This window comes from Patiriisocius hiemis (genome assembly GCF_031846325.1).
Taxonomy (GTDB): domain Bacteria; phylum Bacteroidota; class Bacteroidia; order Flavobacteriales; family Flavobacteriaceae; genus Patiriisocius_A; species Patiriisocius_A hiemis.
On the sequence record NZ_JAVRHZ010000007.1, the window covers coordinates 19588 to 45629 of the forward strand.

Here is a 26042-nt window from a genome sequence, read left to right on the forward strand (position 1 = left end):
GTAAAGGCTGTCAATTTAAAAAGTTGATAGCTTTTATTTTTTACAAATAGGTAATAATTCTCCTTTAGGCAATCTGTATTTATTTATTTCTTCTTCGGTTAAAGCTGAAGTGTAGTCTACAGCCTCTACATTAAAACCAATGGTTTTAAGTGTTTCAAAAAAGTCCATTCCATAAACTCTAACGTGGTCGTATTGTCCAAATACTTTAGCTCGTTCTTTTGGATCTGTAATGGTATCGTCTTCAAAAGTAGTGACTCTATTTCTATCATAAGGCACTTGAAGGATTGCAGTTCCGTTAGGGACTAAAACACGATATATTTCTCGCATAGCTTGCAAGTGATTTGGGATATGTTCTAAGACATGATTGCATATTATAAAATCGAAGCTATTATCTGCAAAGGGTAAATTACAAATGTCTGCTTTTACATCTGCAATAGGTGAGTTAAGGTCTGTGGTTGTGTATTCTAAATTTGATAACTTTTTAAATCGCTTTAAAAATGCTTGTTCTGGAGCAAAGTGTAATACCTTAAGTTTAGCCTTAAAAAACTGCGTTTCATTTTTTAGATATAACCAAAAAAGCCGATGTCTCTCTAAAGAAAGTGTACTAGGTGATAATACGTTAGGTCTTATTTTTTCATACCCATACGATAAAAACTGTCTAAAGGATTTTCCGTCAATTGGGTCTGTGTAAGTATCACCTCTTAGAAAGAAAGCAACAAAGGGGCGAACTAAATAACTGAGTCTTATTAATAAAGGTCTCGGGATTAGGTTGAGAAGTAGTTTAAATACTTTTTTCATAAAGTATTTTTAAGGTTTTCTAAACTCATCCTCTTCATTGCTCTCAATTCCTAAGGCCTCATAGACATAATCAAAAGTAGAAAGCAATTGAGGTTTACCATCTACAAGCGCTACATCATGCTCAAAGTGAGCACTTGGTTTTTGGTCTTGTGTAACAATAGTCCAGCCATCACTTAACTGACTAATTCTTCTAGTACCTAAGTTTATCATAGGTTCAATAGCAACAGTCATACCTTCTACAAACTTTTTACCGCGCCCTCTTTTACCATAATTAGGCATTTCTGGGTCTTCATGCATTTTTCTACCCAGGCCATGTCCAACAAGTTCTCTTACCACACCATACCCATGTGATTCACAATAGTTTTGTATTGCATAGCCTACATCGCCTACCCTGTTCCCGGCTTTAAACTCTCTAATACCAATATACAAAGCCTCTTTGGTGACTTGTAGTAATTTTTTAGTTTCTGGAGCTATTTCACCAACCTCAAAAGTATAAGCATGATCTCCATAAAAATCATTTTTAATTGCGCCACAGTCTATAGCTACAATATCTCCTTCTTTGAGAGGAGTGTTTGTAGGTAAACCATGCACAACAGCTTCATTCACACTAGTTAATAATGTTGAAGGGCAATCATATAGTCCTAAAAAACCAGGAATCGCACCATTATCCCTTATAAATTCTTCAGCAATATCATTCAATTCCTGTGTAGTAATACCCGGTTGCACTTTTTTTGCAAGCATTCCTAATGTCTTTGAAACAATTAAGGCTGCTTCACGCATTAATTCAATTTCTTCTAGTGTTTTAGGTATAATCATTTGTAATTTTTAAAAAGGAAACCAGCCTTTTTTCTTAGGCTTTTTAGTTTGAATTTGTTCTTCTCCAATTAGTAGTCTATAGGTTTCTCCCCAGCCTACTAAACCGCCTATGTTTCTATCATCAATAAAATAGTCTGCATTTATTTTTCTACTATAAGATGGGTCAAACTCCTCTTCGGGGAAGCTTTTGTTTACAGCATAAAAAACGATTCCATTTTGTTTGCAAAAATCAACTGCCTCATCAAGTGCCTTTCCTTTTCTGTAGGTCCATAAAATAAGTCTATGACCATTTTCTTGAAGCTTTTTTAGGGTATCAAAAGCAAAAATAATAGGCTTACCAATTTTAGGGTACTCATCTTCCACAATGGTGCCGTCAAAATCTACTGCAATGGTATACGTTCCTGTCATAATAAGAACGCAAAATTACAAACAAATAATAGGATACTAAAGTTTTATTCTTGGTAAGAATGTTTGTATTCTTCTCCACTCAATATAGCTATCATGTCTTTTTCTAGGGTCTCTTGTGCTAGCTCTACATACCTTCCTAGCTCTTTGTCTTCTTTGTAAAAGAGTAGGGTAGGAACGTATTCTATATTGAGATCTTTCTCATAATTTTGAGGTGTTTCTTTTATATCTGTCATGGCTATTACCTCTAGCTTTGAAACATCAAAGTCTATTGAGTCAAGTATTTTAAAGAGATGGGGAATTTCTCTTTGGCTGTCTTCACACCAAGTACCCATAAATACTTTAATTGAAACATCTTTAAGTAAGTTTTCTATTTTTTTGATTGCTAAAGTATCCAACACTTGTGCTTTGTAGTTTTCTTTAAACCATTCAGAATATGGTTCTTTTTGTAAACCTTCTTTATTTATTTTTCCTAAAAGCATTACTGTTTCTTCATCTTCATAAGGTACTTCTTTATTAAGCGTTTCTTTAGATTCTATACTTTCTTCCTCTTGTATAACATCTTCTTTTTCGGATTTATTAGTTTGGTTACATGCTATAAATACAAGAAACATTGTTGATAGTAGCAGTATATTTTTCATTTTTCGTACTATTTAAATAATTGATTTTTGAGTCATTTCTTCAGGTTGTTCAATTCCCATTAATTTTAAAATGGTAGGAGCTATGTCTCCTAAGATACCATTACTTACATTTTTAATTTTATCGTCAACCACTATAACAGGAACTGGATTTGTGGTATGCGCAGTATTTGGTGATCCATCTTCATTTTTCATCGTTTCACTATTACCATGATCTGCAATAATAAGAGATGTGTACCCTTGTTCTAGAGCTGCTGTAATAATCTTTTGAGTACAACTGTCTACTGTTTCACAGGCTTTTATAGCCGCATTAAAGTCCCCTGTATGACCTACCATATCAGGATTAGCAAAATTTAGACAAATAAAATCAGCAGTTTGATTATTAATTTCTGGAAGAATTTTTTCTGTAATTTCAAACGCACTCATTTCAGGTTGCAAATCGTAAGTTGCAACTTTAGGTGATGGGCACAATATTCTTTTTTCTCCTTTAAAGGGTTCTTCTCTACCGCCGTTAAAGAAGAATGTAACATGTGGATACTTCTCAGTTTCGGCAATGCGTATTTGTGTTTTGTTGTTTTTCTCTAAGACCTCTCCTAGGGTCTTTACAATATTTTCTTTATTGTAAATTACATCAATATTTGTAAAGGAGTTATCGTAATTTGTTAAGGTCACATAATGAAGTTGTAGTTTCTTCATATTAAAGTCATCAAAATCATTTTGAGAAAGGACTTCGGTTAATTGTCTCCCTCTATCTGTTCTGAAGTTAAAAAAGATAACGACATCGTCTTCATTAATAGTTGCAATTGGTGTATTGTTTTTAGTAAGAACAATAGGTTCTATAAACTCATCAGTTACGCCATCTTCATAACTTTTCAGAACACTTTCTGAAGCATTTGTAGAGTGGGTTCCTTTTCCGAAGCAAAGTAAATCATACGCTTTTTTTACACGTTCCCAACGTTGATCTCTGTCCATAGCGTAATATCTTCCAATTATAGAAGCTAATTTACCTCCTGTTTTCTCTAAGTGGTCTTCTAGGTGTTGGATGTGTTCTATTCCAGATTTTGGATCTACATCACGTCCGTCTGTAAATGCATGTACATAAAAGTTTTCTACTTGAGCAGTTTGGGCCGCAGTTAACAATCCTTTTAAATGATTTATATGGGAGTGTACTCCACCATCTGAAACTAAACCAAGAAAATGAACTTTTTTCCTATATTCTTTAGCGTATGTAAATGCTTTTTGAAGCACAGGTTCATCTTTAAGTGTATTATTTTCAATAGCAAGATTTACTTTTGCAAGGTCTTGATATACAATACGCCCAGCTCCAAGATTCATATGTCCTACTTCGCTATTTCCCATCTGCCCTTCTGGTAAACCTACATTCATGCCATGTGTTAGTAACTGTGCATTAGGATATTTCTTGTTAAGCATATCTATAAATGGAGTATTTGCTTTTGCAATTGCAGAAACTTCTGGATTTTGAGTAATGCCCCAACCATCTAGTATAAGGAGTAGTGTTTTTTTGTTCATTAAAAATGAATTTTTTCAAAGATAAAACATAAAACTACCTAAAAGTAGTGTAACATTAACTTATTGTTTTTCCTAACCTCCAATATTTTACAGCACACGACTTTTGTTAAAGTTTTGTTATATAGCACTCTATAGGGTAACATATTTTTTTTTGTGGCGTCTATTAAGTAATCAATTTAACTTTTAAAAATTCATTCATCATGAAAAAATCAATCTTAGTCGTAGCCTTAGCAGTTGGCTTCGCATTCACAAATTTACAAGCTGCAACTACCAATGAGACAACAACTACTGTAGAGGTAGTAACTAAGAAAAAGGCTAGTCCACTTGTTCTTGCAATTTCAAAAGGAGATATCGATGGTGTTAAAAAACTTATCGAACTTGGAGCAGACGTTAACAAGAAGTCTAACGGGATGTACCCTGTACACTTTGCTGCGAGATACAACAAAGTAGAAATTATGGAACTACTTGTAAAAGCAGGAGCTAAAACAAATAAGCGATGTGATTTAGGTTATACAGTAAAAAAGCATGCTCAATTATCTAAAGCTACAGATGTTATTAGATATCTTGAGAAATTAGCTTAAAAGTAAATTCTTTTTAAAAACAAAAAAGCTCCTTCATGGGAGCTTTTTTTTATGATATTAATCTATTAGAGTCCTCCATATTTTTGGATGGACTCTTTTATACGTTCAATTCTATTATCTGGGTCTGGATGGGTACTTTGAAACTCTGGAACTCTATTAGGACCAGCAGCATCTTTTAAAATTTCCATCACACGTATCATTTGGTAAGGATCATATCCTGCCTTAATCATAAATCTAACTCCCAGATCATCACTTTCTAATTCGTCCCCACGTCCATTGGTAAGTAATTTGTTTTGACCAATGCCGCCTATAAGACCACCAATATCTCCTCCCACAGATCCAGCTTGAGAAAGACCCTCCCATAGACCAGCTTCCGCAATGCGTTCACTAGAATGGCGTCCTAAAACATGTCCTATTTCATGACCGAGTACTCCAGCCAGTTGATCTTCGGAATCTAATTTTGAAAATAACGCATAGGTTATAAATATTTGCCCACCCGGTAATGCAAAAGCATTAATAGTCTGGTCATCTGCTAGTAAATGAAAATCATATTGGTAAACACTCTCTCTTGCAACACTATTATCTACTAGTTTTTTACCTACCATATCTACATAAGCTTGATATTGCTGGTTTTGGTATAAGCCACCATGTTGTTCTGCCATTTGGGGAGCAGACTGTATGCCCATAGCAATTTCTTCTTGAGGATCTAATGCTATTGCTTGTTCTCTACCTGTGTATGGATTAACTTCTTTACTACTGCAGTATTTAAAAAGTGTAAAACCTGCTATAAGCAACCCTATGATTATTCTTATTTTCCAACTACCTCTCATAGTTATAGTGTTTTGATGCTTATAAAGTTACGAAAGTAATTTAGGATTTATATCAAAAATATTTTCATTTCGATAGCGTGTTATAAAAGAATCGGTAAAATGCTCACTTCCTAATAATTTCTCTTCTTGCAAGGTAACTTTTAAGTCTAGTTTTTTATATGCATTAAGCATGGGTTTAGAAATAGGTGCATAACTAAAATGCCAAGGCTCATATTTAAACCCTTTTCTGTTTGGGTTATCTGTGTAGACCTCATAAAAACCAAAGTCATTTGCATATATTTTTAACCAGTCTTTAAGTTTACAAAAGGGACCATTTCCATGAAAGTGCTGAGGTTGTAATACACTACTTGGTCGTTTTGCATTTCCTTGAATAATATCTATGTCGGTACCCCAATGATGCCTAGAGGTTCCTGGTATGGTAGAGTATTCAATTATTTTTTCTAGTGCATCTTGTGGAGATAATCCTTGTTTAGTAAAGCGTTGGTATTTGCCTTCAAAAATTTCTTTTTGTCTTTGAAAGCTTCTATAAGCGGAAACAACTTCTATAGTTATACCATCTTTTTGAGCCGCTGCCGCCATCTTTTTTAAGGCTTTGGCAGTTTCTATTTGCATTTTTGATGTGTATGTATCACCTACGATATTTGGATTGCCTTTTCCTAGTAATTCACTTCTTGTAAATGTTTCTTGTATTACTGAAAATGACATATGAGGTAAAACACTTATGCCAATTCCTGCAGCAGTAGTTAATTTTATAAATTTATTTCGGTTCATTTTATATCTTCGTATCTTTATAAAAGTACTATAATTTTGAACGATTCTCCTATTAGCTTTCGTATTATTCCTCCTTCAGAAATTGAAACTATTCTTCCTCTGCTTTCAAAACTTAATGAGTATAAAATTCCCGAAGCAATATTGCTTGAACGAATCCATGAAATGAAGACTCAAAATTATGAATGTCTAGGGATGTATAACGGAGAAATGCTAATGGGCATTTGTGGTATGTGGTTTCAAACAAGGCATTATGCAGGGAGAAGCCTAGAGATTGATCATGTAATTATTGATGAGAAGTATAGAAATCAAGGCATTGGAAAACAGATGATGCAGTTTATTTATAAATACGCAAAAAGTAAAAGCTGCAATTGGGTGGAGTTAAATACTTATGTCCACAATTTTCCTTCACATAAGTTTTATTATAATGAAGGCTTTGTAGCAAAGGGATATCACTTTGTAAAAACTATTAATTAAATGTGCTTATTTCTGTATTAGGTTCTATCTCATAGGCTGCCTTATTTTTTTCAAAAACCCTAACAGGTAGTTTTCCTTTCAACATTATTGTTTCTCCTTTTACTTCTAACCAGCTTCCTTCTCTTAACCCTAAAACAGGAATAGTGTTTTGAGTATGGTATTCTTTAATCCTAGTTTCACGAGTTTCTCCCATATGCTTACTGGAAGTGTCGGGGTCTAAATAGTGTGGATTAATGTTGAATGGCAAAACACCAAGTGTTTTAAAAGAAGGTGGGTAAACAATAGGCATATCATTAGTGGTTTGCATTGTAATACCACAAATATTACTACCTGCACTTGTTCCTAAATACGGAGTTCCGTGAAACAGCGCTTCTCTGAGTGGTTGCATAATTTCTAGAGTGTGTAGCGCATTTACTAAAACAAATGTATTACCTCCCCCCGTAAAAATACCTTTTGCAATTTTAATTGCTTCTATGGGGTTTTTGCATGTGTGTAAACCTTTTACTTTAAGGTTTATATTAGAAAAGGCTTTTGCAGTTCTTTGGGTATATTCTTCATGAGAAATTCCTCCAGGTCTAGCGTAGGGAACAAATAAAAGCTCACCTACATTTTTGTAATGACTTTTTAAAGTTGGCAATAAATAGTCAAGATAAGAACCACCATAAACCGTGGATGTACTTGCAACAAGTAAGTTCTTCATAAAAGAGTTGAAATTATTATTTTAAAGAAAAAAATAAATTTAACAAACAATTACTAATTTTTTTCGTCTTTATGATGTAATTTCAATTTGTGATGTATCGATTTATACTTTTACTAACCCTAATTTCTTCATTTTCTACAACAGCGCAAGATTTAGATCGTCTATTTGTTGATGGTAAAATCACAGCACCAGTTGGTGATGATGTAGAAGGGGTTAATATTTATAACATTTCCACTCAAAAAGGAACTGTAACAGATAAAGATGGAAAGTTTAAGTTATTAGTTGGAGAAAATGATAGAGTTCAAGTAACTGCTTTACAGTTTCAGTCTTTTACCGTTATTATAGATAAAGGAGTAGTAGATTCTATGCAGATGACAATTTACCTTAATCCATCTGTAAATGTTTTAGAGGAAGTAATAGTTAGGCCTTATGATCTTTCTGGAAATATTAATGTAGATGTTGGGCGGATAAAAACTGTAAATCTAGATGAAGATTTAAATTTGTCATACGAGGATGTTGAATTTAATTCTGGTTTCCTAGATGATTCACAAACAGCTATTAGAGGAAATAAGGCTATTGAGGCCTATTACAACGGGCAAAATCCTTATGGCGGAAATATAATAGGTCTGGTTGGGCTACTTTTTAAAAGTAACAAAACTAAGGTTAGTAGAAAAAAACAAAAATTGGCTGTTTCAACAGCATTAAGACAACGCTTTAGTAATGCTTATATTACAGAAACCTTCAATATACCTCAAGGGAAGGAAAATGATTTTTTGTATTTTGTTGAAGATAATGGGGTAACTCCCTTAATGCTAAAAGCTGAAAATGAAGTACTACTCTTAGAGTATATGTTTAAAACTGCGGAGGCATATAGGTCAAAAAAATGAAGTCTTGGGTTTTAGTATTTTCTTTCCTTTTTGCATGCCATTTCTTATATGGACAAATTACACTTCAAGGAACTATTGATAATGAAACTGATGTTGAGGGTATTCACGTTTTAAACACTTCTTCTAGATACAATACCGTTACAAATGAGAATGGAAACTTTTCAATAAAAGTTTCTAAGGTTGACACTTTGTTTGTTTCTTCAGTAAAGTATCAACCCAAGCAAGTTGTAATTACACAAGAAATTTTTGAAAAAGAAATTCTAATTATAACATTAGAGGAGTTAGTTAATGAGCTAGATGAGGTTGTTTTAGGCCCTAATCTTACTGGAAATATTGAAACCGATTTAAAAAAGATTAAGACTAAGGATGCTATAAATTTTGATGATGTAGGTATCCCAGGATTTAAAGGAGTTCCAGAAGAGAAAATACCTACAGTTATTGGACAAACTATTGGGCCAACTCATGTTAATATTGAAGCATTGTATAAACATTTGAGCGGGTATTATAAGAAATTGAAGACACGAAGAAAATGGGAAGCTCAAAACCAAGATGCTAGTAAGATTTTAAACTTTTACACGCATCAATTTTTTGTGGAAGCTTATGATATTCCAGAAAATAGATTGTATGATTTCATGCTCTTTTGTATAGAAACCTCCACACTTCAAAAGGATTTTAAAAAAGAGAATTATACTTCGGTAATTGCTATTTTTGATAAAAAAAGTAAAGCTTACAATTCACGTTTAGAGGATTTAGAATATAAAAAGGAATAATAATTGTAACATTTACCTCAAGACAACGTCAAACATTTTTATTACAATTTGCTATGAAGCTATATAAAGTTGCATCACTTTTACTTTTATGTTGTTTATTTACTTCTTTTACTACACATAAGTTTTATGTAAGTACTACTAATCTTGAGTATGTTCCTGAAGAAAAATCAGTTCAGATAATTACAAAAATTTTTATTGATGATGTAGAGAATGCAATTAAAGAACGCTACGGAGTAGAAACGTCTTTAGATACTAATAAAGAAACAGAAGCAGATAGAAATTTCCTCAAAAAATATATCCTTCAAAAATTACAAGTTAAAGTAAATGATAAAGAGCAGGATATGAATTACATTGGTATTGAATACGATATTGATATTGTAAAGGCATATATAGAGATTGAGGGTGTTAGAAATTTAAAAACCTTAGAAATAGAAAACACCGTATTAATGGATATGTTTGAGGAACAACAAAATATTATACATATTAAAACCCCAGAAATGAGAAGAAGTATTATTCTTGAAAAAGAAAATCCTAAAGGATTGTTAAACTTCGATTAAGGGGCACTAATAGATTAATAAACAAGTATTTTTAAAACTCGAAAATTCGAACTCTAATTAACAACAAATAAAATGAAACTTATTAAGTACTTATCATTCGCAGCATTTTTTCTAGCTGTAGGTATGACATATGCTCAAGAAGATAAAAAAGAGCGTAAACCAGGTCATACTAACGAAAACAGATTTAAACAACTCTATGACGAGTTTTCTACACCAAATGCATATCGTTCTGCAAGTGGAGCGCCCGGTCCAGAATATTACCAGCAGCAAGCAGATTACGTAATGGATTTAGAGCTTGATGACAAGAATGCAAGAATTTACGGTAACGAAACAATTACTTATACAAACAACTCTCCAGACGTATTAGAATACCTATGGGTACAACTTGATCAAAATGTACGTGCTAGAGACTCTAAGTCACCACTTATTGAACCAAATGGAGCTCAAGGAGCAGACTTAGCTAGCAACTTTGTAAATAATTACATGGGTGCTGGATTTGATGGTGGTTTTAAAATAGATCATGTTAAGGATACTAAAGGAGGAAACCTACCTTACACAATTAATAGAACAATGATGCGTGTTGAAATGCCAAAGGCACTTAAGACAGGTGAAAAATTTAGTTTTTCTATTAAGTGGTGGTACAACATACCAGAACATACAGTAGATAGAGCTAGAAGTGGTTACGAAACTTTTGATGATGGAAACAGAGGATATGTAATTGCACAGTTTTACCCACGTATGGCAGTTTACAATGATGTAGAAGGATGGCAGAATAGTCAGTTCTGGGGTCGTGATGAGTTTGCCTTACCATTTGGAAATTTTGATGTAAATATCACAGTTCCTGCAGATCACGTATTAGATGCTACCGGTAAGCTTTTAAATAGAAAAGAGATTTTCTCAAAAGATATGATGTCTCGTTATGAGAAAGCTAAAAAATCTTACGATAAGCCAGTAATAATTGTAACACAAGAAGAGGCAGAAGCTGCGTCAAAAGGATTTTCTACAGCTAAGAAAACTTGGAAGTTTAGAGCAGAAAACGTAAGAGATTATGGTTTTGCTACTTCAAGAAGATATATATGGGATATGATGGCTGTAAAGGTTGGAAGTAAAGACGTAATGGCTGTATCTGTTTATCCACCGGAAGGTAACCCTCTTTGGGAGGATTATTCAACCCTAGCTGTTGCAAGTACATTAAAGTCGTATTCTAGAATGACTTTTGAGTATCCATACCACAAGGCGATTTCAGTTCACGCAAAGAATCAAGGGATGGAATATCCAATGATTTGCTGGAACTATGGTCGTCCAGATAAAGATGGAAACTATAGTGACAGAACAAAGTATGGAATGATAAGTGTAATTATCCACGAAGTTGGACACAATTATTTCCCAATGATTGTAAATAGTGATGAGCGTCAATGGACATGGATGGACGAAGGTTTAAATACTTTTGTACAGTATGTTGCAGAGCAAGACTTTGGAGAAGCATATCCAGATGCTATTGCACCAAACAAAAAGTATCCTTCAAGAAGGGGACCTGCAAAAAATATTGTTAACTACATGGCAAGTAATCAAGATTACATTGCTCCAATTATGACGAAAGGTCTTAATACATATAGTTTTGGTAACAATGCTTATGGAAAGCCAGCTACTGGACTTAACATTTTAAGAGAAACTATAATGGGACGTGAGTTGTTTGACTATGCATTTAAAACATACTCTCAACGATGGATGTTTAAACACCCAACACCAGAAGATTTCTTTAGAAGTATGGAAGATGCATCTGCTGTTGATTTAGATTGGTTCTGGAGATCATGGTTCTACACTACAGATTACACAGATATAGGAGTAGAAGGAGTTAAAAAGTTTTACGTTTCATCTAAAATGACTAAACAAGTTAAAGAAATGATGGCTGCTCGTGGTATGAAAGAAAGTGATTTACCACCATTAGTTTATCTTGTTGAAGAAGGAAGTGAAGATTATGATGAGAGCATGAAAAATGCAAAGTTAGATGACATAAAATCTATCAACGAGTATATGATGGATAATATGACAGCAGAAGAAAGAACTAAGGTAAAGAAACCCAAATATTTCTATGAAGTAACTTTTGAGAAACCAGGTGGAATCCCAATGCCAATTATTGCAGAATATACCTATAGCGATGGAACTAAAGAGCGTATTACTTACCCAGCACAAATTTGGAGAAAGAATGATGTTTCTGTTGGTAAAGTAATTGCTTCAGAAAAAGAAATCACTAATATTATGGTAGACCCAGATGAGGAAACTGCAGATATTGATACTTCAAATAATAGCTGGCCAAGAGAAAAAGAAGAAGGCGAGTTCAAGAAATTTAAAGAAGGAGTTAAAGGAGAAAAGTAATTCTTTATTTTCTATAAAAATAAGTAAGCCCTTTTTAGTTTTTAAAAAGGGCTTTTTGTTACTACTACATTTTGTTTTATTTGCTTGAATTTTGATATTGAAAATCTATATTTGGATTTAATAATTAAAATTTGAAATTTGTTTTTTAGAATTTAAAATACCTTTTATGCTTGCATTAAGGTATTTTATAAATTGTATCTTTGTACCATGCAGTTAGCTACACTTCCTTTATTTATTAGTGGTGCCGAAATAGGCTTCATACTATTTATAGTACTACTTGTTTTTGGAGCAGATAAAATTCCAGAAATTGCTCGTGGTTTGGGAAAAGGAATGCGTCAAATAAAAGATGCTACCAATGATATTAAATCTGAAATAACCAAAACTGCCGAAAAGCAAGGAATTGATATGGATATGACAAAAGATATCAAAGAACAAATAGATAGTGTAAAAGAAGATATTGATGAGGTTACAGGTTCTATAAAAAGAAAGTTCTAAATGCTTGAAACCTTACAGCAATGGGATCGTGACTTATTTATATTTCTCAATAATTTAGGGATTGAAACTCATGATTCTTTTTGGGTTTTTGTTACTCAAATTGAAAGCTGGATTCCTCTTTTTATCGCTTTTCTTTTCATAATTTTTTACTACTATAAATGGAAAAAGGGACTAGTTGTGTTTCTTTTTGTGCTTAGTTGTTTTGCTGTTACTTTACTTGCCACAGACTTAACTAAAGAGTTTGTAGCTAGATTACGACCCAATAATGATCAGTTACTTTCAGATTTAATTAGAGTTCTTCAAAAACCAACTACGTATAGTTTTTTCTCTGGACATGCGTCCACAAGTATGGCAATCACAACTTTTATGGTGTTAGCTATTAAGAGATTTAATAAGTGGATTTATCTTGCATACTTATGGCCACTAATTTTTATGTTAAGTAGAATCTATGTAGGTGTACACTATCCAAGTGATATTTTAGTAGGTGCTTTAGTAGGTACTTGTTTTGCGTATTTATTTTTTAAATTAACAAAAAGAGTTCTCAATAAACTATAGTTTAAAAAAAGCACTATCCCGAGCTGTTCCAGACGCATCTTGTATTCTAACTATAGATGTATTAGAATCTGTTGTTTCATATCTACAAATTCCTGGTGTTTCAACCCTATTATAAATGAAGTTATAGATACTACTGTATTTGCAGCGTTACATGGTAGGTCAATTTCAATTTCGTACATACCAACCGCAGAGTTGTTTACAGAAGTAATCCCATATCCTACAGAAATACCTCCTTCCGAGTCAATAATCCCATAAGCAATAGCTATAGAGTTTCCATAAATGGTACTAGCGACTGGGCTTAAAGTTATTTTCATAGTAGGTTTAGGTTAAAAAGAGTAAACTTAAAAAGGTTTTTTAACCCATTTTTGGAAGCGTTGTTTACACTTTTTTATTCATAAATAATTGAAAATCAATAAATTAATTTTGTATTTTGAAAAGACTTTTTTTAATAGGTATTAGAGTACTCTAATTTATACCTACATTTATATAAACAAAAACCCTAACTATTATGAAGACTATTAAATTAACCTATCTCCTAATTACTGGAATAGTGTTCATTTCGTTAACATCATGCGAAAAAAAAGAACCTCCAGTTCAAGTACTAACTGCTAACCAAGCTAATGAAATTGAAGAGGAGTTTAAGAATACCCGAGCACGAGTTTTAAACAACGCACTAGGATTTGAGGATACAAGAGACTTTTGGTTTTCTCTAGACTCCCTAAAAAAATATATTGATTATGTTGAGCACGAAGCAAATAAGCAAGGTAAGCAAGATCTAGGATTACGAGTTTATTTTGCAGCTTATCCTCCTAACAGTAATTACTCTCAACCAGGAAAAGCTACAGTATTTATGGTACCTACTTTTAGAGAGGCTCCCAATGCATTGCAAAAGGGACTAGTACCTATTCAGCCTGAAAATGTAAACATGAAAGATGTTTCTATATATAACTATGGACATGGTGGAATACCACCAAATGATTATGAATAAAAAATAAATCAATAAGTGGATGCTTATCAACTTATACCTAATATCTCAGAATTTATAGCTGCAATACTGGCTACAATATTCTTTAGAAAATATTCTAACTCTAATGAGAGGTATTTTATCCTTTTTTTATGGATAACTTTTTTAGTTGATGCTATAGGGCTTTATTCAAGACTTGAAGACATATCAATTAGTTGGTTATATGAGAGTTATACGTTTATAAGCTTTATGTTTTATTTTTATTGGTATTACACAATTTTACGTTTTAGAGAATTTAAAAGATTAGCTATAATATTTGCTTCTCTTTTTACTATTATAACTATTTTGACCTATACAATTAATTCTCTTTCTGGCAAAGGGTATGCTTTTGTAACAGGATCAGTCTGTTTGCTATTATTAACTTTTTTTCATTTTTACCAATTGCTTAAAAGTGATGAGGTTTTAGTAGTTAAACATAAATTAAGCTTTTGGATATCTACAGCATTGCTGTTATTTTATATAGGTATTATTCCGCTCATGTTACTATCAAAGTATCTAGGATTTAAAGCTATGAGTTATAATTTGGTACTTATAATTTTAAATATCATCCTTTATGGTTGTTATAGTATAGGCTTCATATGGACGAAAAAGAAATACAATCATTTTTAATAATATTTTCAGTAATAGCTGTAGCATTAGTGCTAACCATTATTATTCTTTTTTCTTTATTTCAACAAAGAAAAAATAAGCTATTAAGAGAACAAGAAAAGGCAATGTATAAGTTTCAAAGAGAGCTAATAGAAACACAAGTAGAAATTAGAGAAGAAACATTACGTAATATAAGTTGGGAATTGCATGATAACATAGGGCAACTAGTAACACTAGCAAAAATTAAGGTTCAAAATGCTTCAGAAAAAAATAAAGAATTAGTAGATGCAGCAGATACTATTGGTAGTGCTTTAGACGAATTACGAAGTCTTTCAAAAATTATTAATCCAGACACATTTTCTAAACTTTCACTTACTGAAATTTTAAAACTGGAGATAGATCGCTTCAATAGATTAAAATACTTAGAGGCTTCTTTAAATTGTACTAACTGTGAATTTAAGCTTAATGATAAATCCGAGATTATTATCTTTAGAATATTACAGGAGTTTTTCACTAATACTATTAAACACTCCAAAGCAACAAAATTAAGTGTAGCCCTAGACTTTAAAGACAAAATACTATATATCACAGCAAAGGATAATGGAGTAGGATTTAATGTTGATAAAGCTACCGAGAATAGTGGTATTGGACTGAGTAATATAGCCAATAGAGCAAAATTGATAAATGCAAGCGTAGTTATTTCTTCAGAAATAGGAAAAGGAACAGAGTTAAAATTAACCTATAAATCAAAGGCGTCATGAAGCATACAGTTGTAGTTGTAGATGATCATAATTTACTTTCTCAGGCGATTGGAAACCTTGTTGAAGGGTTTGATGACTTCACGTTGTTATATACCTGTAAAAATGGTGAAGAGCTATTAACAAAATTTAAAAATCCAAAAAACATACCACAAATTGTGCTTATGGATGTTAACATGCCTATTTTAAATGGGATTGAAACAACCGAAATTATTAAAGAAAAATTTCCAGATGTAAAAGTCTTGGCACTTTCTATAGAAGAAGAAGAAAGTACAATTCTAAAAATGTTACGAGTAGGAGCAAGGGGGTATTTAATGAAAGATGTAAAACAATCTGAGCTTAATAAAGCACTTATTGAAGTTAAAGAAAATGGGTATTATCATACTAATACGGTTGCCAAATTATTGATAAACAGTCTCTCTGAAAAGGAGAATAAGAAATTAGAACTTAAAGAAAGAGAATTGGAGTTTATTAAATATGCCTGCTCAGAAATGACTTATAAAGAAATTGCCGACAAGATGTGTCTAAGCCCAAGAACTATTGAAGGGTATCGAGATACACTATTCGAAAAATTAAATCTAAGAAATAGAACAGGACTCGTAATCTATGCAATTAAAAATAAAATATTTGTTCCATAAACTCTTATCTAACCCTTGAGACAGTTAGTCCATCTCTAATGGGTAATAATACAGTTTCTAGCTGTGGATGTTCTTTAAGTGTCTTATTGTAGGCTAATAGTGCTTTAGTGTCTAAATCATCCTCTTTTAAAGGCTCAACAACTTTACCGCTCCATAGCACATTATCACTTAAAATTACTGCTCCTTTAGGAAGTCTAGGTAATAAGATTTCAAGGTAGGTAGGATAGTTTTGTTTATCAGCATCAATAAATACAAGATCAAAATTAAAATCTAGTGTTGGTATAATTTCTCTTGCATCTCCTATATGTTGAATAATTTGCTTTCCATAGCCTGAAGCATCAAAATAGGTACGCTGAAAATCATACAATTCTTCATTAATATCTATGGTATGTAATTCTCCCTCTTTTTGAAGTCCTTCGGCAAGACAAATAGCCGAATAACCTGTGTATGTTCCTATTTCAAGAATGTATTTTGGATTAATTAATTTTGAAAGCATACTCAGAACACGTCCCTGTAAATGACCACTTAACATTCTTGGAGCTAATACTTTTTGCCAAGTCTCTCTACTTAATTTTTGTAATAATTCTGGCTCATCTTGTGAGTGTGATGCTACGTAATCTTCTATTTTTTTTGGTAGGAAATCCATTAGTTTTCTTTTGTTTCTTGCATTTCTCTTATTTGCTTAAGTAACATTTTCTTAGGAACAAAAGGAACACTAGACATCATAATTCTTTGCGAAAAACTAAGGGCAGCTTTCACATTTAATTTTCCAGCGAGCATTCCTTCGTAACCTGTTTTTGCTACTTTGGTAGCAGAATATGTTTTGGCAAACAAATCGGTTTTATCCATGCCAGAGGTTTTAGCAAACTGCGTTTCAGTTGCGCCAGGTAATAATGCCGTCACGGTAATATTTGTGTTATTAAGTTCTTCAGAAATAGCATTACTAAAAGAAGTAACATAGGCCTTAGTAGCAAAATAAACTGCTTGTAAAGGACCAGGCATTAAACTAGCTGTTGAAGACACATTGAGAACTCTTCCTTCATTTCTTTTTACAAAATCTGGTAAAAAGTAACGAGTTAAAGCCGTTAAAGCAATAATGTTTAATTGTATCATGCTTAAATCATCATTCCAATCACGTTCGTGAAACAATCCCTGTCCACCAAAACCTGCATTATTAATTAAATAATTAACAGCAATCTTATTTTGTGTTACTTCTTCATACACCTCTTTTGCAGCATTTGGTAGTGTAAGATCTTTTTTAATTACATAAACAGAACTATTATATTTTGCTTCTAGTTCTTCTTTTAACTCATTTAGTTTCCTAACACTTCTAGCAATTACAACTAGATTACCTCCTCTAGAAGCGTGAAGTATTGCCATTTCTTTACCAATACCACTACTGGCACCAGTTATCAATGCCGTTTTACTCATTTGTGATTCTATTTACTAATTTCTTTTTGGCAGCTTTGTCATCTCCACATAACCATTGTATTACATTATCCTCCCAAATGGCATCACATTGCTCTTGGTTTAAGATGTTTCTATCTTTTGCTAAGTCAAGTATTTTTCCAGGATAAGAAGACTGCTTTTCACTCTCCATTTCCCCAAGCGGGTAGGGGTCATCTAGTCCCATAACAACTTGATTAGAACCTTGATTTTTAAGTAATAACTCTAACCCTCCTGTATCATGTACTAGAGTATCAAAAAATATGTTTTTATGACCAACAGATTTTCTAGGGTGTACTTTTCCTTCAAACAAGTCTGGACGACCATCAAAGCCTTGAATACGACGCCCTAAATTCATTTGTGCTAGTTGCCCACCATGTGCAAAGCAAGTACGCATATTTGGATACTTATCTGCATATCCATTTAGGGTTAAAAAATGATAGGCATCTGCGCATTGAGCAAGCATCCATATTAAATGAAAACGCCAAGCGGTATTCTCTAATTTTATAAATTTTTCTCCGTCATACGGATGGATTTCTACAGCAAGATTATATTTACTAGCTAACTCAAATATGGGCTCATTTTCTTCATCAAATATACAGCGCCACGTACCTATGGTATCCATATAGTGTGTTGGTAAGCAAAGTAATTGTAGTCCTAGCTCTTCAACACAACGCTCAATTTCCCATAAAGCGCCACGTACAAAACCTGGGTGAACTACAAACCCACAGGTAAACTTAGAAGGATTGTTGTGTTGTACCTGTGCATTAAAATCGTTTTGAAAACGTAATGCTTGCTTCATTTCCTCAACACGAAGTCCATTACCATATAACTGCGAAAGATTTAAAACTACGGCATGGTCAATTTTATAACGTTCCATCCACGCTAATTTTTCATTTAAGAAAAAACTTGAATCAGTAACAGGACGACTCCAATCCTTTTGAAGCATAAATTTTCTGTCCTTATCTACCCAAAAGATCCCCTTATCTTCCATAAATTTTGGAATTTCCTCAGGGTAGGGAAGTAGGTGTGAGTGTCCGTTAATGCGTAGTTTTCGTTTCATATTTGATTGGTTTGGGCGTCTCCTTCGTTATACTCAGGTCGGGCTATTCGCTGTATCTTTTTGTCAAAAACCTTTTCAACTGCGCTCAAGGTGACAAAAAGGATGCCGCTACTATCCCTTACGCATTTTGATAAAATTACAAACTTTTAGTTCTTCCACCATCTACAGGAAGGTTTATACCATTAATATAGCTAGCAGCTTCACTCGCTAAAAAAGCAACAGCATTTGCTACCTCTCCTGGTTGTGCAAAACGTCTAGCGGGTACAATACTTCTCATAAAGGCAGCTGCATCTTCAGGTGTTTTATCCATTTTTTTGGCAGCATTAGCTACAATATCATCTAGTCTATCTGTTGCTGTAAAACCAGGAAGTACATTGTTTACAGTAATTCCATATTGTCCTAGCTCATTAGCAAGAGTCTTACTCCAACTGGCAACAGCACCACGTATGGTATTACTCACGCCAAGACCATCAATAGGTTGTTTTACAGAAGTAGAAATAATATTAATTATACGCCCAAAGTCTGCTTTTTTCATACCAGGTGCGAGTGCTTGTACTAAAATATGATTGCATTCTAAATGCTGTGAAAATGCTTTAGTGAATTCTTCAGTTTCTGCTGAAAATATAGGACCTCCTTTAGGACCTCCTGTATTATTTAATAAAATATGAAATGTCTTTTTCGAGGCAGCCTTTGTTACTTTTTTCTTTAGTTTTTCTGGCTTTGTAAAATCACACACTATATAATTATGCTTTTGACCGTCTTGATAGGGTAGTTCTAATAGGGTTTCTTTTAGCTTTTCTTCATTTCTAGCTAGTAATGTAATAGTCGCTCCCATACTAGCTAGCTCTAAAGCTGTTGCTTTTCCTATTCCTGCAGTACTTCCGCAGATTAATGCATTTCTATTTTTTAAGTCTAAATTCATCGTATTGCCCACTAAAGCGGGTATCTTTTAAATAATTAATAATAGCTAATCTAATCTATCAAATAAACTCAAACTACCAAAGTTTTAAGATTTGTTTTGCACTTCAGTATAGCTAATACACACATTTTTAGGTTCAGTAAAAAATTTAAGTGCCTCAAAACCACCTTCACGACCCACCCCACTATCTTTTACACCACCAAATGGAGTACGTAAGTCTCTGTTAAGCCAGGTGTTAACCCAAACAATACCAGCTTCTAGCTTTTTACTCAATCGCATAGTGCGGTTTAGGTTAGTAGTCCAAAGCGTTGCCGAAAGCCCATACTTCACTCCATTTGCCATTTCTATTGCTTCTGCTTCGGTATTAAAAGGCATAATCGTTACTACAGGTCCAAATATTTCTTCTTGGTTTACACGGCATTTATCGTCATTAACTTCAATAATAGTAGGCTCTAAATAGTAACCATTTTCACATCCCTCAACATTTACTATTTTGCCACCAAACAGAATTTCTCCACCTTCTTCTTCTGCAATTTTAATATAGCTTTGTACTTTTTCTAGGTGTGGTTTAGAAACTAAAGCGCCAACATTTGTAGCTTCATCGAAAGGGTTGCCCACTTTTAATTTAGATACTTTAGCAATAAAGTCTTTTTTAAATTGCTCATAGATAGATTGCTCTACAAAAATTCTACTTCCACAAAGGCAAATTTGTCCTTGATTTGCAAATGACGATTTTACCGTAACGGCAAGCATTTTTTCATAATCACAATCGGCAAAAATTAGATTAGGGTTTTTGCCACCCAATTCGAGTGATAGCTTTTTAAACATTGGAGCTGCAGTCCTAGCAATATCTGCTCCAGTTGCAGTACCTCCAGTAAACGAAATGGCTTTAATATCTTGATGTGCTACAATAGGTTGTCCTGCACTAGCACCAGAACCATGAACAATATTGAGAACTCCAGGTGGGAGTCCAGCTTCTGTAAGGATTTTACCTAGTAAATACGCCGTCATAGGGGTGACCTCACTTGGTTTTGCAACCACACAATTTCCAGCTGCAATAGCAGGCGCTATCTTCCAAGTAAATAAATATAATGGTAAATTCCATGGTGATATACAACCCACTACCCCAATAGGTTGGCGTAAGGTATAGTTCATAGTATTAAGCCCTATGCTTTCATGGCTTTCACTAGCAAATTGTGTTATTGCATTTCCAAAAAACCGAAAGTTAGCACTAGCTCGTGGAATATCAACAGCTTTGGCAAGGCTAAAAGGTTTCCCGTTGTCTTTTGCCTCGGCTTCTGCAAGCCTATCTAGATTGGCTTCTATTAGGTCTGCAATTTTTATAAGCAATTTACTACGAGTTTCTATAGTGGTGTTACTCCAAGCTGGAAAGGCTTTTTTTGCAGCCATATAGGCATCCTCAACATCTTTCTCGTTACTATTGGCAATGGTACTATATATTTCTCCCTCACTTGGGTTGTAGTTATCTAACCACTCATTGGATTTTGGTTCACAATAGGTACCATTTATATAGTTTAAGATTTTTTGCATTTGTAGTAGTGTTTATGGTTTAAAGAATTTACTGAATGCATCATAAAGTGCTAAGTGTAATGCGTCTCCATGGTTTTGTTCTTCTAGAAAATTAAAAATAACAGCTTTATCATCTTTATAGGCTTCCAAAAGTTTGTAATATAAATTAGTTGCCCCCGTTTGCATGGCCGGTCCTTCTACACCAACTGCTACGTATATTTTTTTATTAGCAAGGTCTTTTTTTACTTCCCATTTTAAAATTGATGTATTGTCCCACCAGACGCTTGGACTTACTATGATATAGTTATCGAATAAAATAGGTTTTTTTAGTAAAATTTCTGAAGCTAATAAACCACCAAGCGACTGTCCAATTATTGTTTTCTCTTTTGAAACTTTAAAGTTTTGATTAATCAACCCCAGTAATTCGGTTTCTATGAATTCAATAAACTTTTTTGAACCTCCTGAAGTTGGAAACTCTTCTTGGTCAAGCTTATTTGTTGAAGGATATGTAAAATCTCTTTTTCTATCCACATTTGCAATGCCAACTACAATACTTTCTGGAAGCATATTTATCCATGAAAAAGAGCCAAATTGCACTAATCCTGAAACATGAATAAAATCTTCATTTGCAGATCCATCTAATAAATAGATTACAGGATACTCTTTTTCTGAAGTATTATATCCATTGGGTAAATAGATATTTAAAACCCTATCTTCATTAAGTACATTAGAGTGTATTGTAATGCTTTTTCCAATTGAGAATGGCTGCGTGTCTAGTACTTTTACCTTGTTTTGAGCGCTCACTATAAAAACCCCTGTAAAAATCAAAAGTGTAATTACAAAATTTTTCTTACCAGTAGTATTGCTTTTTCTCTGCATTTTTATGTTAGAGTTTCGTTTATTGATTACTCTTGTGTATATATGCTATATTGGCTTATACGCCATTGCTTTAATTTCAACTACCAAATGAGGATGAGGCAATTGATGAACCGCAACAGTAGTTCTTGCAGGGCCTGTTTCTTTATCAAAAAATTGACCATAGACCTCGTTATACCCAGCAAAGTCATTCATATTTACTAAAAAAGTAGTCACATCTACTACGTCTGCCATAGTAGCATCTTCTGTAGCTAAGTAATCTTGTATGTTTTCTAAAACTGCTTTGGTTTGTTCTCTAATGTCCAAACGCATACTACCCATCTCGTCCACTTGGTGCACACCTGCAAAGCTATTATCAGGTAGTCTAGAACTCGTTCCGCTTACAAAAATAAAGTCGCCAACACGTTTTACATGTGGATAGGCACCTCTTGGTGATGCTTTTCCTTCAACTAATCTACTTTTATTTTCCATAGTTAATTATTTATCCAAAGGCAACGGCATCGTCATGCAGTATATCTTCGGTTTCTTTTATTACTAGTTTTAACTTTTCTTCTAATGCCATTGTATCTGGCAATTTGCCATCTGCTATTAAATTAAGAATGGCTTTGTCTTGTGCACGCCCTCTTTGTAAGGCTTCGTAATAAGTAATATGTTCATTAAAGGTAACTAAAGAGTACTTACTGTAGTACTTATTTGGAAACTGAGCCTCAAAGGCAGTTTCTAGTTTTCTTTTTGCCTGAAACAAAGGACTTGCTGTGTGTTCTTTCATTTCATGAAAATTATCTACAGCGAGGTCTGCAATGGCATCTGTATCTTTCTTCCGAGCTTTTTCATATTCAGAAAAAATGGTATTCCAATCTGCTTTCCCTTCATGTTTATCGAGAATTTCATCAAACACTACCACATCTTCAAAAGAAGCATTCATGCCTTGCCCATAAAAGGGAACAATGGCATGTGCGGCATCTCCTAGAATAAGTGTCTTTCCGTAGCTATGCCAAGGAGCACATTTAATAGTGCCTAGGGGTCCTGTTGGGTTTTCAAAAAATTCTTCCACTAGATTAGGCATTAGTGCTACTGCATCTGGATATTCTTTTGTGAAATATTCGGTTACCATTTCTGGAGTAGTAAGATTATCAAAACAATAATCACTATTTGAGTATGGTAAAAAGAGGGTTACTGTAAAACTGCCGTCAAGATTAGGGAGTGCAATAAGCATGTCTTCTCCTCTTGGCCAAATATGTAAGGCACTTTTGTCTGTTCTGTAACCTCCATCTTTTGTAGCTGGAATAGTGATTTCTTTATACCCATGTGTAAGCCATTCTTGCGAAAAACTAAACAGAAACTTTCTGTGTAAAAACATACTTTTTCTAACCATTGAGCCTGCTCCATCTGTACCCAAAAGAACATCACCACTAAAGGTTACTTCCTCATTGGTATTATAATTTTTAAATGTAGCTGACCCCTTTTCTAAGTCTACTGTTTTACACCCTAAGTTAAAATGGATAGTAACGTTTGGCATTGCTTCGACAGCATCTAACAATAACATATTAAGCCCTGGTCTTGAAACCGAATTAATATATTCGTCTTCACGGCCACTATACTTACTTAGAAATGTATTTCCTTCTTTATCATGAATCATCCTTCCTAACATAGGAATACACAATTCCTTTGCTTTTTCTTCAACACCTGCCAATCGTAATCCTCTAAGTCCTCTATCGCTTAATGCCAGATTTATAGAGCGTCCAGCGTCTTGTTCGGTTTTGCGAAGGTCGGGTCTTTTTTCAATAAGGGTTATGTTATAGTCACGTTGGGCAAGACGTAATGCTAGTAAACTTCCACAAAGTCCTGCACCTATAATGAGTATGTTGTTGTTTTTTTCTAACACAATTTTGTCTGGTCGAGCGCAGTCGAGACCTATTTAAATCAATATTTAATTCAAGACCCCTCGACTGCGCTCAAGGGGACAAATATTATAACACTCCTTTTAACCGCTCCACAAATTCAAATACATCTTCAAAGCTGTTATATAGAGGAGCAGGAGCTACTCTAATTACATCTGGTTCACGCCAATCGCTTATTACCCCAGCTTTGGTTAATCGCGTATGCACTTCCTTATTTGCATTTTTCACTTGGATACTTAGTTGGCAACCACGCTCCTCAGGATTTGAAGGAGTGATGATATTAATGTTTGGATTGTTTAACTCTTTCAATAAGAATTCTAAATATCCAGTTAGTTTTTTGGATTTTGCAATTAAGTTATCAAAACCTGCTCTATGAAAAACGTCGAGACTTGCTCTAATAGCTGCCATTGATAGGATAGGAGGGTTGCTTAATTGCCAGCCTTCGGCGCCCGCTAAGGCATCAAACTCATGGCGCATATTAAATCTAGTTTCTTTATTATGTCCCCACCATCCTGCAAAACGTTTTAATTTAGAGTTATTAGCATGTCTTTCATGCACAAAACAACCTCCTAAACTCCCAGGACCACTATTTAAATATTTGTAGGTACACCAAACGGCAAAATCTGCTCCAGTTTCATGCAAATTAGGTTGTATATTTCCAGCACCATGGGCTAAATCAAAACCAACCATACAATTGTGCTTGTGACCCAATTGAGTTATCTTTTTTAAAGGAAATGATTGCCCACTATAGTAGTTAGTGCTTCCAATCATTAGGAGCGCAATCTCATCTCCTTGGGTTTCCATGATATGTTCTAAATCTTCAAAACGACATAACTCTTCACCCTCTCTTGGTTTCCAGAGTATTAGTCCTTTTTTTGGGTCAAAACCATGAAATGCTAACTGACTCTCCACAGCATATTTATCACTTGGAAATGCATCACTTTCTACTACAATTTTATACTTAGTGGCTGTAGGTTGATAGAAAGAAACCATCATTAAATGTAGGTTCGTAGTCAAGGTATTCATTATAACTACTTCGCTAGGTTTTGCACCTACAATACTCGCCATCTGCTCTGTTAAAAACTCGTGATAGGGCATCCAAGGGTGTTGAGCTTCAGTATGACCTTCTACTCCATATTTTGACCAATCATCTAATTCTTGCTGAATAAATACAGCCGTATTTTTAGGTTGTAAGCCTAATGAATTTCCGCAGAGATAAATCTGATTGTTACCAGACGTATCTTTTGGAAATAAAAACTCGTTTCTAAATGCCTTTATAGAATCCTCTTTATCCTGTTGTAAGGCGTATTCTTTGTTGGTATTCATACTATTTTACGGAAATATTTGTAAAATGAAGTTTAAAATTTTTGGTACTATCTTCATGTACTTTTGCAATAGTTAACCCCTTATAGATTTCATAATCTTCCCAAGTTGTTGTCATGGTAGGTACACTATCATTTCCTTTTCTAAACACCCATTCTTTAATTGTAAACTTGTCATCATAATAAAAATCATAAGCATCTCCAGGAGTATAGCCACCTTCATTTCCGTAGATAATAGTTAGCATATTTAAAGTGTCTTTAGATATCAATGCCACTTGATTTTCTTTTTCTGTAAAGCTAGTGCCTTTGTCCCAAACCAAATTGTAAGGTGCTAGTAGCCAATACTTATCATTAATAAAGGCTGCATCAACACGTTGATTGGTGCTATCTATTTTTGCTCTATTGTAGGTTACAGTATCATTTACTGTCATCATGGTTACGTCATTAGTTTTTGGTTTCCATGACCAAGAGCGCTCACTATGACTATTGGGTCTATCTACATTAAATGTGAAGTTTATTTCTTCGACAGCATTCCAGTTTTCAAATCCATTTTTATACGCTATGGCTTCGGCAGTAGAGAGTTCTTTACTTTTTTCTTCGGAAGAAATAGTGTTTTCTGAAGGTTTTTCAGTATCATTTTTACACCCAAAAATGAGTAGAGAGGTTACTAATAAAAGAGCAATTTTTTTCATATTGGATGGTTTTAGTAAACTATTTTAAGGTAGACTAAGAGACATTACTTAGAAACCAATTTTTAAATTGAGAAATACCTGAAAAGTAATTAAACTCGATTC

Annotated in this window: 31 protein-coding genes; 12 read left to right on the forward strand and 19 right to left on the reverse strand. The window is 33.8% G+C overall.

Features of this window, described 5'->3' with window-relative positions:
- Positions 1-33: 33 nt before the first annotated feature.
- From RM538_RS10965 to gpmI, 5 genes are read right to left on the reverse strand one after another with little or no spacing between them, the layout of a single operon-like run.
- The gene (locus RM538_RS10965; RefSeq protein WP_311333480.1) at positions 34-798 is read right to left on the reverse strand and encodes a class I SAM-dependent methyltransferase; all 765 of its coding nucleotides are present in this window, start codon (positions 796-798) and stop codon (positions 34-36) included.
- Between the two features lie 9 nt (positions 799-807).
- Complete coding sequence (map, locus tag RM538_RS10970; protein WP_311333481.1) at positions 808-1614, reverse strand: type I methionyl aminopeptidase; 807 nt, start codon at positions 1612-1614, stop codon at positions 808-810.
- Positions 1615-1623: 9 nt separating this feature from the next.
- Entirely contained in the window at positions 1624-2022 is a 399-nt protein-coding gene (locus tag RM538_RS10975) for a BT0820 family HAD-type phosphatase (protein ID WP_311333482.1), read from the reverse strand.
- Between the two features lie 44 nt (positions 2023-2066).
- Positions 2067-2660 carry a TlpA family protein disulfide reductase gene (locus RM538_RS10980; RefSeq protein WP_311333483.1) on the reverse strand — a complete coding sequence of 198 codons (594 nt, stop codon included), beginning with the start codon at positions 2658-2660 and terminating at the stop codon, positions 2067-2069.
- A 12-nt stretch (positions 2661-2672) separates the two neighbouring features.
- Positions 2673-4187: a 2,3-bisphosphoglycerate-independent phosphoglycerate mutase gene (gene gpmI, locus RM538_RS10985; RefSeq protein ID WP_311333484.1), complete on the reverse strand. Its 1515-nt coding sequence runs from the start codon at positions 4185-4187 to the stop codon at positions 2673-2675.
- Between the two features lie 200 nt (positions 4188-4387).
- Here gpmI and RM538_RS10990 point away from each other — a divergent pair, with 200 nt between their 5' ends.
- Entirely contained in the window at positions 4388-4768 is a 381-nt protein-coding gene (locus tag RM538_RS10990) for an ankyrin repeat domain-containing protein (protein ID WP_311333485.1), read from the forward strand.
- A 65-nt stretch (positions 4769-4833) separates the two neighbouring features.
- Here the strand turns inward: RM538_RS10990 and RM538_RS10995 are convergent, their stop codons facing one another.
- Both RM538_RS10995 and RM538_RS11000 read right to left on the reverse strand, forming a co-directional pair.
- Positions 4834-5598 carry a M48 family metalloprotease gene (locus RM538_RS10995; protein ID WP_311333486.1) on the reverse strand — a complete coding sequence of 255 codons (765 nt, stop codon included), beginning with the start codon at positions 5596-5598 and terminating at the stop codon, positions 4834-4836.
- Between the two features lie 27 nt (positions 5599-5625).
- Positions 5626-6369, reverse strand: a complete 744-nt coding sequence (locus tag RM538_RS11000; protein ID WP_311333487.1) for a M15 family metallopeptidase — start codon at positions 6367-6369, stop codon at positions 5626-5628.
- Between the two features lie 36 nt (positions 6370-6405).
- On the opposite strand from RM538_RS11000, the gene RM538_RS11005 reads away from it, so the two are divergent.
- On the forward strand, positions 6406-6843 hold the full coding sequence (locus tag RM538_RS11005) for a GNAT family N-acetyltransferase (protein ID WP_311333488.1): 438 nt from the start codon (positions 6406-6408) through the stop codon (positions 6841-6843).
- On the opposite strand, the gene pepE is transcribed toward RM538_RS11005, so the two are convergent.
- The gene (gene pepE / locus RM538_RS11010) at positions 6836-7543 is read right to left on the reverse strand and encodes a dipeptidase PepE (RefSeq protein ID WP_311333489.1); all 708 of its coding nucleotides are present in this window, start codon (positions 7541-7543) and stop codon (positions 6836-6838) included. The two genes, RM538_RS11005 and pepE, sit on opposite strands and share 8 nt — an antisense overlap.
- 92 nt (positions 7544-7635) lie before the next feature.
- On the opposite strand from pepE, the gene RM538_RS11015 reads away from it, so the two are divergent.
- The 6 genes from RM538_RS11015 to RM538_RS11040 all read left to right on the forward strand — a co-directional run bounded on the left by RM538_RS11015 (position 7636) and on the right by RM538_RS11040 (position 13183).
- Positions 7636-8430 (forward strand): carboxypeptidase-like regulatory domain-containing protein, encoded by a 795-nt coding sequence (locus RM538_RS11015; protein ID WP_311333490.1) that lies wholly within the window; start codon positions 7636-7638, stop codon positions 8428-8430.
- A complete protein-coding gene (locus RM538_RS11020; RefSeq protein ID WP_311333491.1) occupies positions 8427-9200 on the forward strand; it encodes a carboxypeptidase-like regulatory domain-containing protein in 774 nt (257 codons plus the stop codon). Before RM538_RS11015 ends, RM538_RS11020 begins: the two co-directional genes overlap by 4 nt.
- Before the next feature lie 53 nt (positions 9201-9253).
- A complete protein-coding gene (locus RM538_RS11025; RefSeq protein ID WP_311333492.1) occupies positions 9254-9757 on the forward strand; it encodes a DUF6702 family protein in 504 nt (167 codons plus the stop codon).
- A 72-nt stretch (positions 9758-9829) separates the two neighbouring features.
- Entirely contained in the window at positions 9830-12133 is a 2304-nt protein-coding gene (locus tag RM538_RS11030; protein WP_311333493.1) for a M1 family metallopeptidase, read from the forward strand.
- Between the two features lie 207 nt (positions 12134-12340).
- Entirely contained in the window at positions 12341-12628 is a 288-nt protein-coding gene (locus tag RM538_RS11035) for a Sec-independent protein translocase subunit TatA/TatB (protein WP_311333494.1), read from the forward strand.
- Positions 12629-13183, forward strand: coding sequence for a phosphatase PAP2 family protein (locus RM538_RS11040; protein ID WP_311333495.1), 555 nt, complete (start codon positions 12629-12631; stop codon positions 13181-13183).
- A 50-nt stretch (positions 13184-13233) separates the two neighbouring features.
- Here RM538_RS11040 and RM538_RS11045 read toward each other — a convergent pair whose 3' ends face one another.
- Positions 13234-13497: a hypothetical protein gene (locus RM538_RS11045; protein ID WP_311333496.1), complete on the reverse strand. Its 264-nt coding sequence runs from the start codon at positions 13495-13497 to the stop codon at positions 13234-13236.
- A 194-nt stretch (positions 13498-13691) separates the two neighbouring features.
- Between RM538_RS11045 and RM538_RS11050 the strand changes: the two genes are divergently transcribed.
- Genes RM538_RS11050 through RM538_RS11065 form a run of 4 tightly spaced genes read left to right on the forward strand, consistent with a single transcriptional unit; the run spans position 13692 to position 16191 of the window.
- Positions 13692-14171, forward strand: coding sequence for a hypothetical protein (locus RM538_RS11050; RefSeq protein ID WP_311333497.1), 480 nt, complete (start codon positions 13692-13694; stop codon positions 14169-14171).
- Between the two features lie 15 nt (positions 14172-14186).
- Positions 14187-14816 (forward strand): hypothetical protein, encoded by a 630-nt coding sequence (locus RM538_RS11055; RefSeq protein WP_311333498.1) that lies wholly within the window; start codon positions 14187-14189, stop codon positions 14814-14816.
- Positions 14786-15556, forward strand: coding sequence for a sensor histidine kinase (locus tag RM538_RS11060; RefSeq protein WP_311333499.1), 771 nt, complete (start codon positions 14786-14788; stop codon positions 15554-15556). The genes RM538_RS11055 and RM538_RS11060 overlap by 31 nt, the downstream gene beginning before the upstream one ends.
- Positions 15553-16191, forward strand: coding sequence for a response regulator transcription factor (locus RM538_RS11065; RefSeq protein WP_311333500.1), 639 nt, complete (start codon positions 15553-15555; stop codon positions 16189-16191). Before RM538_RS11060 ends, RM538_RS11065 begins: the two co-directional genes overlap by 4 nt.
- A gap of 4 nt (positions 16192-16195) precedes the next feature.
- Here RM538_RS11065 and RM538_RS11070 read toward each other — a convergent pair whose 3' ends face one another.
- The 10 genes from RM538_RS11070 to RM538_RS11115 all read right to left on the reverse strand — a co-directional run bounded on the left by RM538_RS11070 (position 16196) and on the right by RM538_RS11115 (position 25940).
- Positions 16196-16837: an O-methyltransferase gene (locus tag RM538_RS11070; RefSeq protein WP_311333501.1), complete on the reverse strand. Its 642-nt coding sequence runs from the start codon at positions 16835-16837 to the stop codon at positions 16196-16198.
- A complete protein-coding gene (locus RM538_RS11075) occupies positions 16837-17622 on the reverse strand; it encodes an SDR family NAD(P)-dependent oxidoreductase (RefSeq protein ID WP_311333502.1) in 786 nt (261 codons plus the stop codon). Before RM538_RS11075 ends, RM538_RS11070 begins: the two co-directional genes overlap by 1 nt.
- Entirely contained in the window at positions 17615-18700 is a 1086-nt protein-coding gene (locus tag RM538_RS11080) for an amidohydrolase family protein (protein WP_311333503.1), read from the reverse strand. The genes RM538_RS11075 and RM538_RS11080 overlap by 8 nt, the downstream gene beginning before the upstream one ends.
- Before the next feature lie 136 nt (positions 18701-18836).
- Positions 18837-19622, reverse strand: coding sequence for an SDR family oxidoreductase (locus RM538_RS11085; RefSeq protein ID WP_311333504.1), 786 nt, complete (start codon positions 19620-19622; stop codon positions 18837-18839).
- 84 nt (positions 19623-19706) lie between these two features.
- The gene (locus RM538_RS11090; RefSeq protein ID WP_311333505.1) at positions 19707-21170 is read right to left on the reverse strand and encodes an aldehyde dehydrogenase; all 1464 of its coding nucleotides are present in this window, start codon (positions 21168-21170) and stop codon (positions 19707-19709) included.
- Positions 21171-21182: 12 nt separating this feature from the next.
- The gene (locus RM538_RS11095) at positions 21183-22028 is read right to left on the reverse strand and encodes an alpha/beta hydrolase (protein WP_311333506.1); all 846 of its coding nucleotides are present in this window, start codon (positions 22026-22028) and stop codon (positions 21183-21185) included.
- 45 nt (positions 22029-22073) lie between these two features.
- Entirely contained in the window at positions 22074-22496 is a 423-nt protein-coding gene (locus RM538_RS11100) for a RidA family protein (RefSeq protein ID WP_311333507.1), read from the reverse strand.
- A gap of 10 nt (positions 22497-22506) precedes the next feature.
- Positions 22507-23910, reverse strand: coding sequence for an FAD-dependent oxidoreductase (locus tag RM538_RS11105; RefSeq protein WP_311333508.1), 1404 nt, complete (start codon positions 23908-23910; stop codon positions 22507-22509).
- Positions 23911-23995: 85 nt separating this feature from the next.
- Complete coding sequence (gene kynU / locus RM538_RS11110) at positions 23996-25252, reverse strand: kynureninase (protein WP_311333509.1); 1257 nt, start codon at positions 25250-25252, stop codon at positions 23996-23998.
- Between the two features lies 1 nt (position 25253).
- On the reverse strand, positions 25254-25940 hold the full coding sequence (locus tag RM538_RS11115) for a hypothetical protein (protein WP_311333510.1): 687 nt from the start codon (positions 25938-25940) through the stop codon (positions 25254-25256).
- Between the last annotated feature and the right edge of the window lie 102 nt (positions 25941-26042).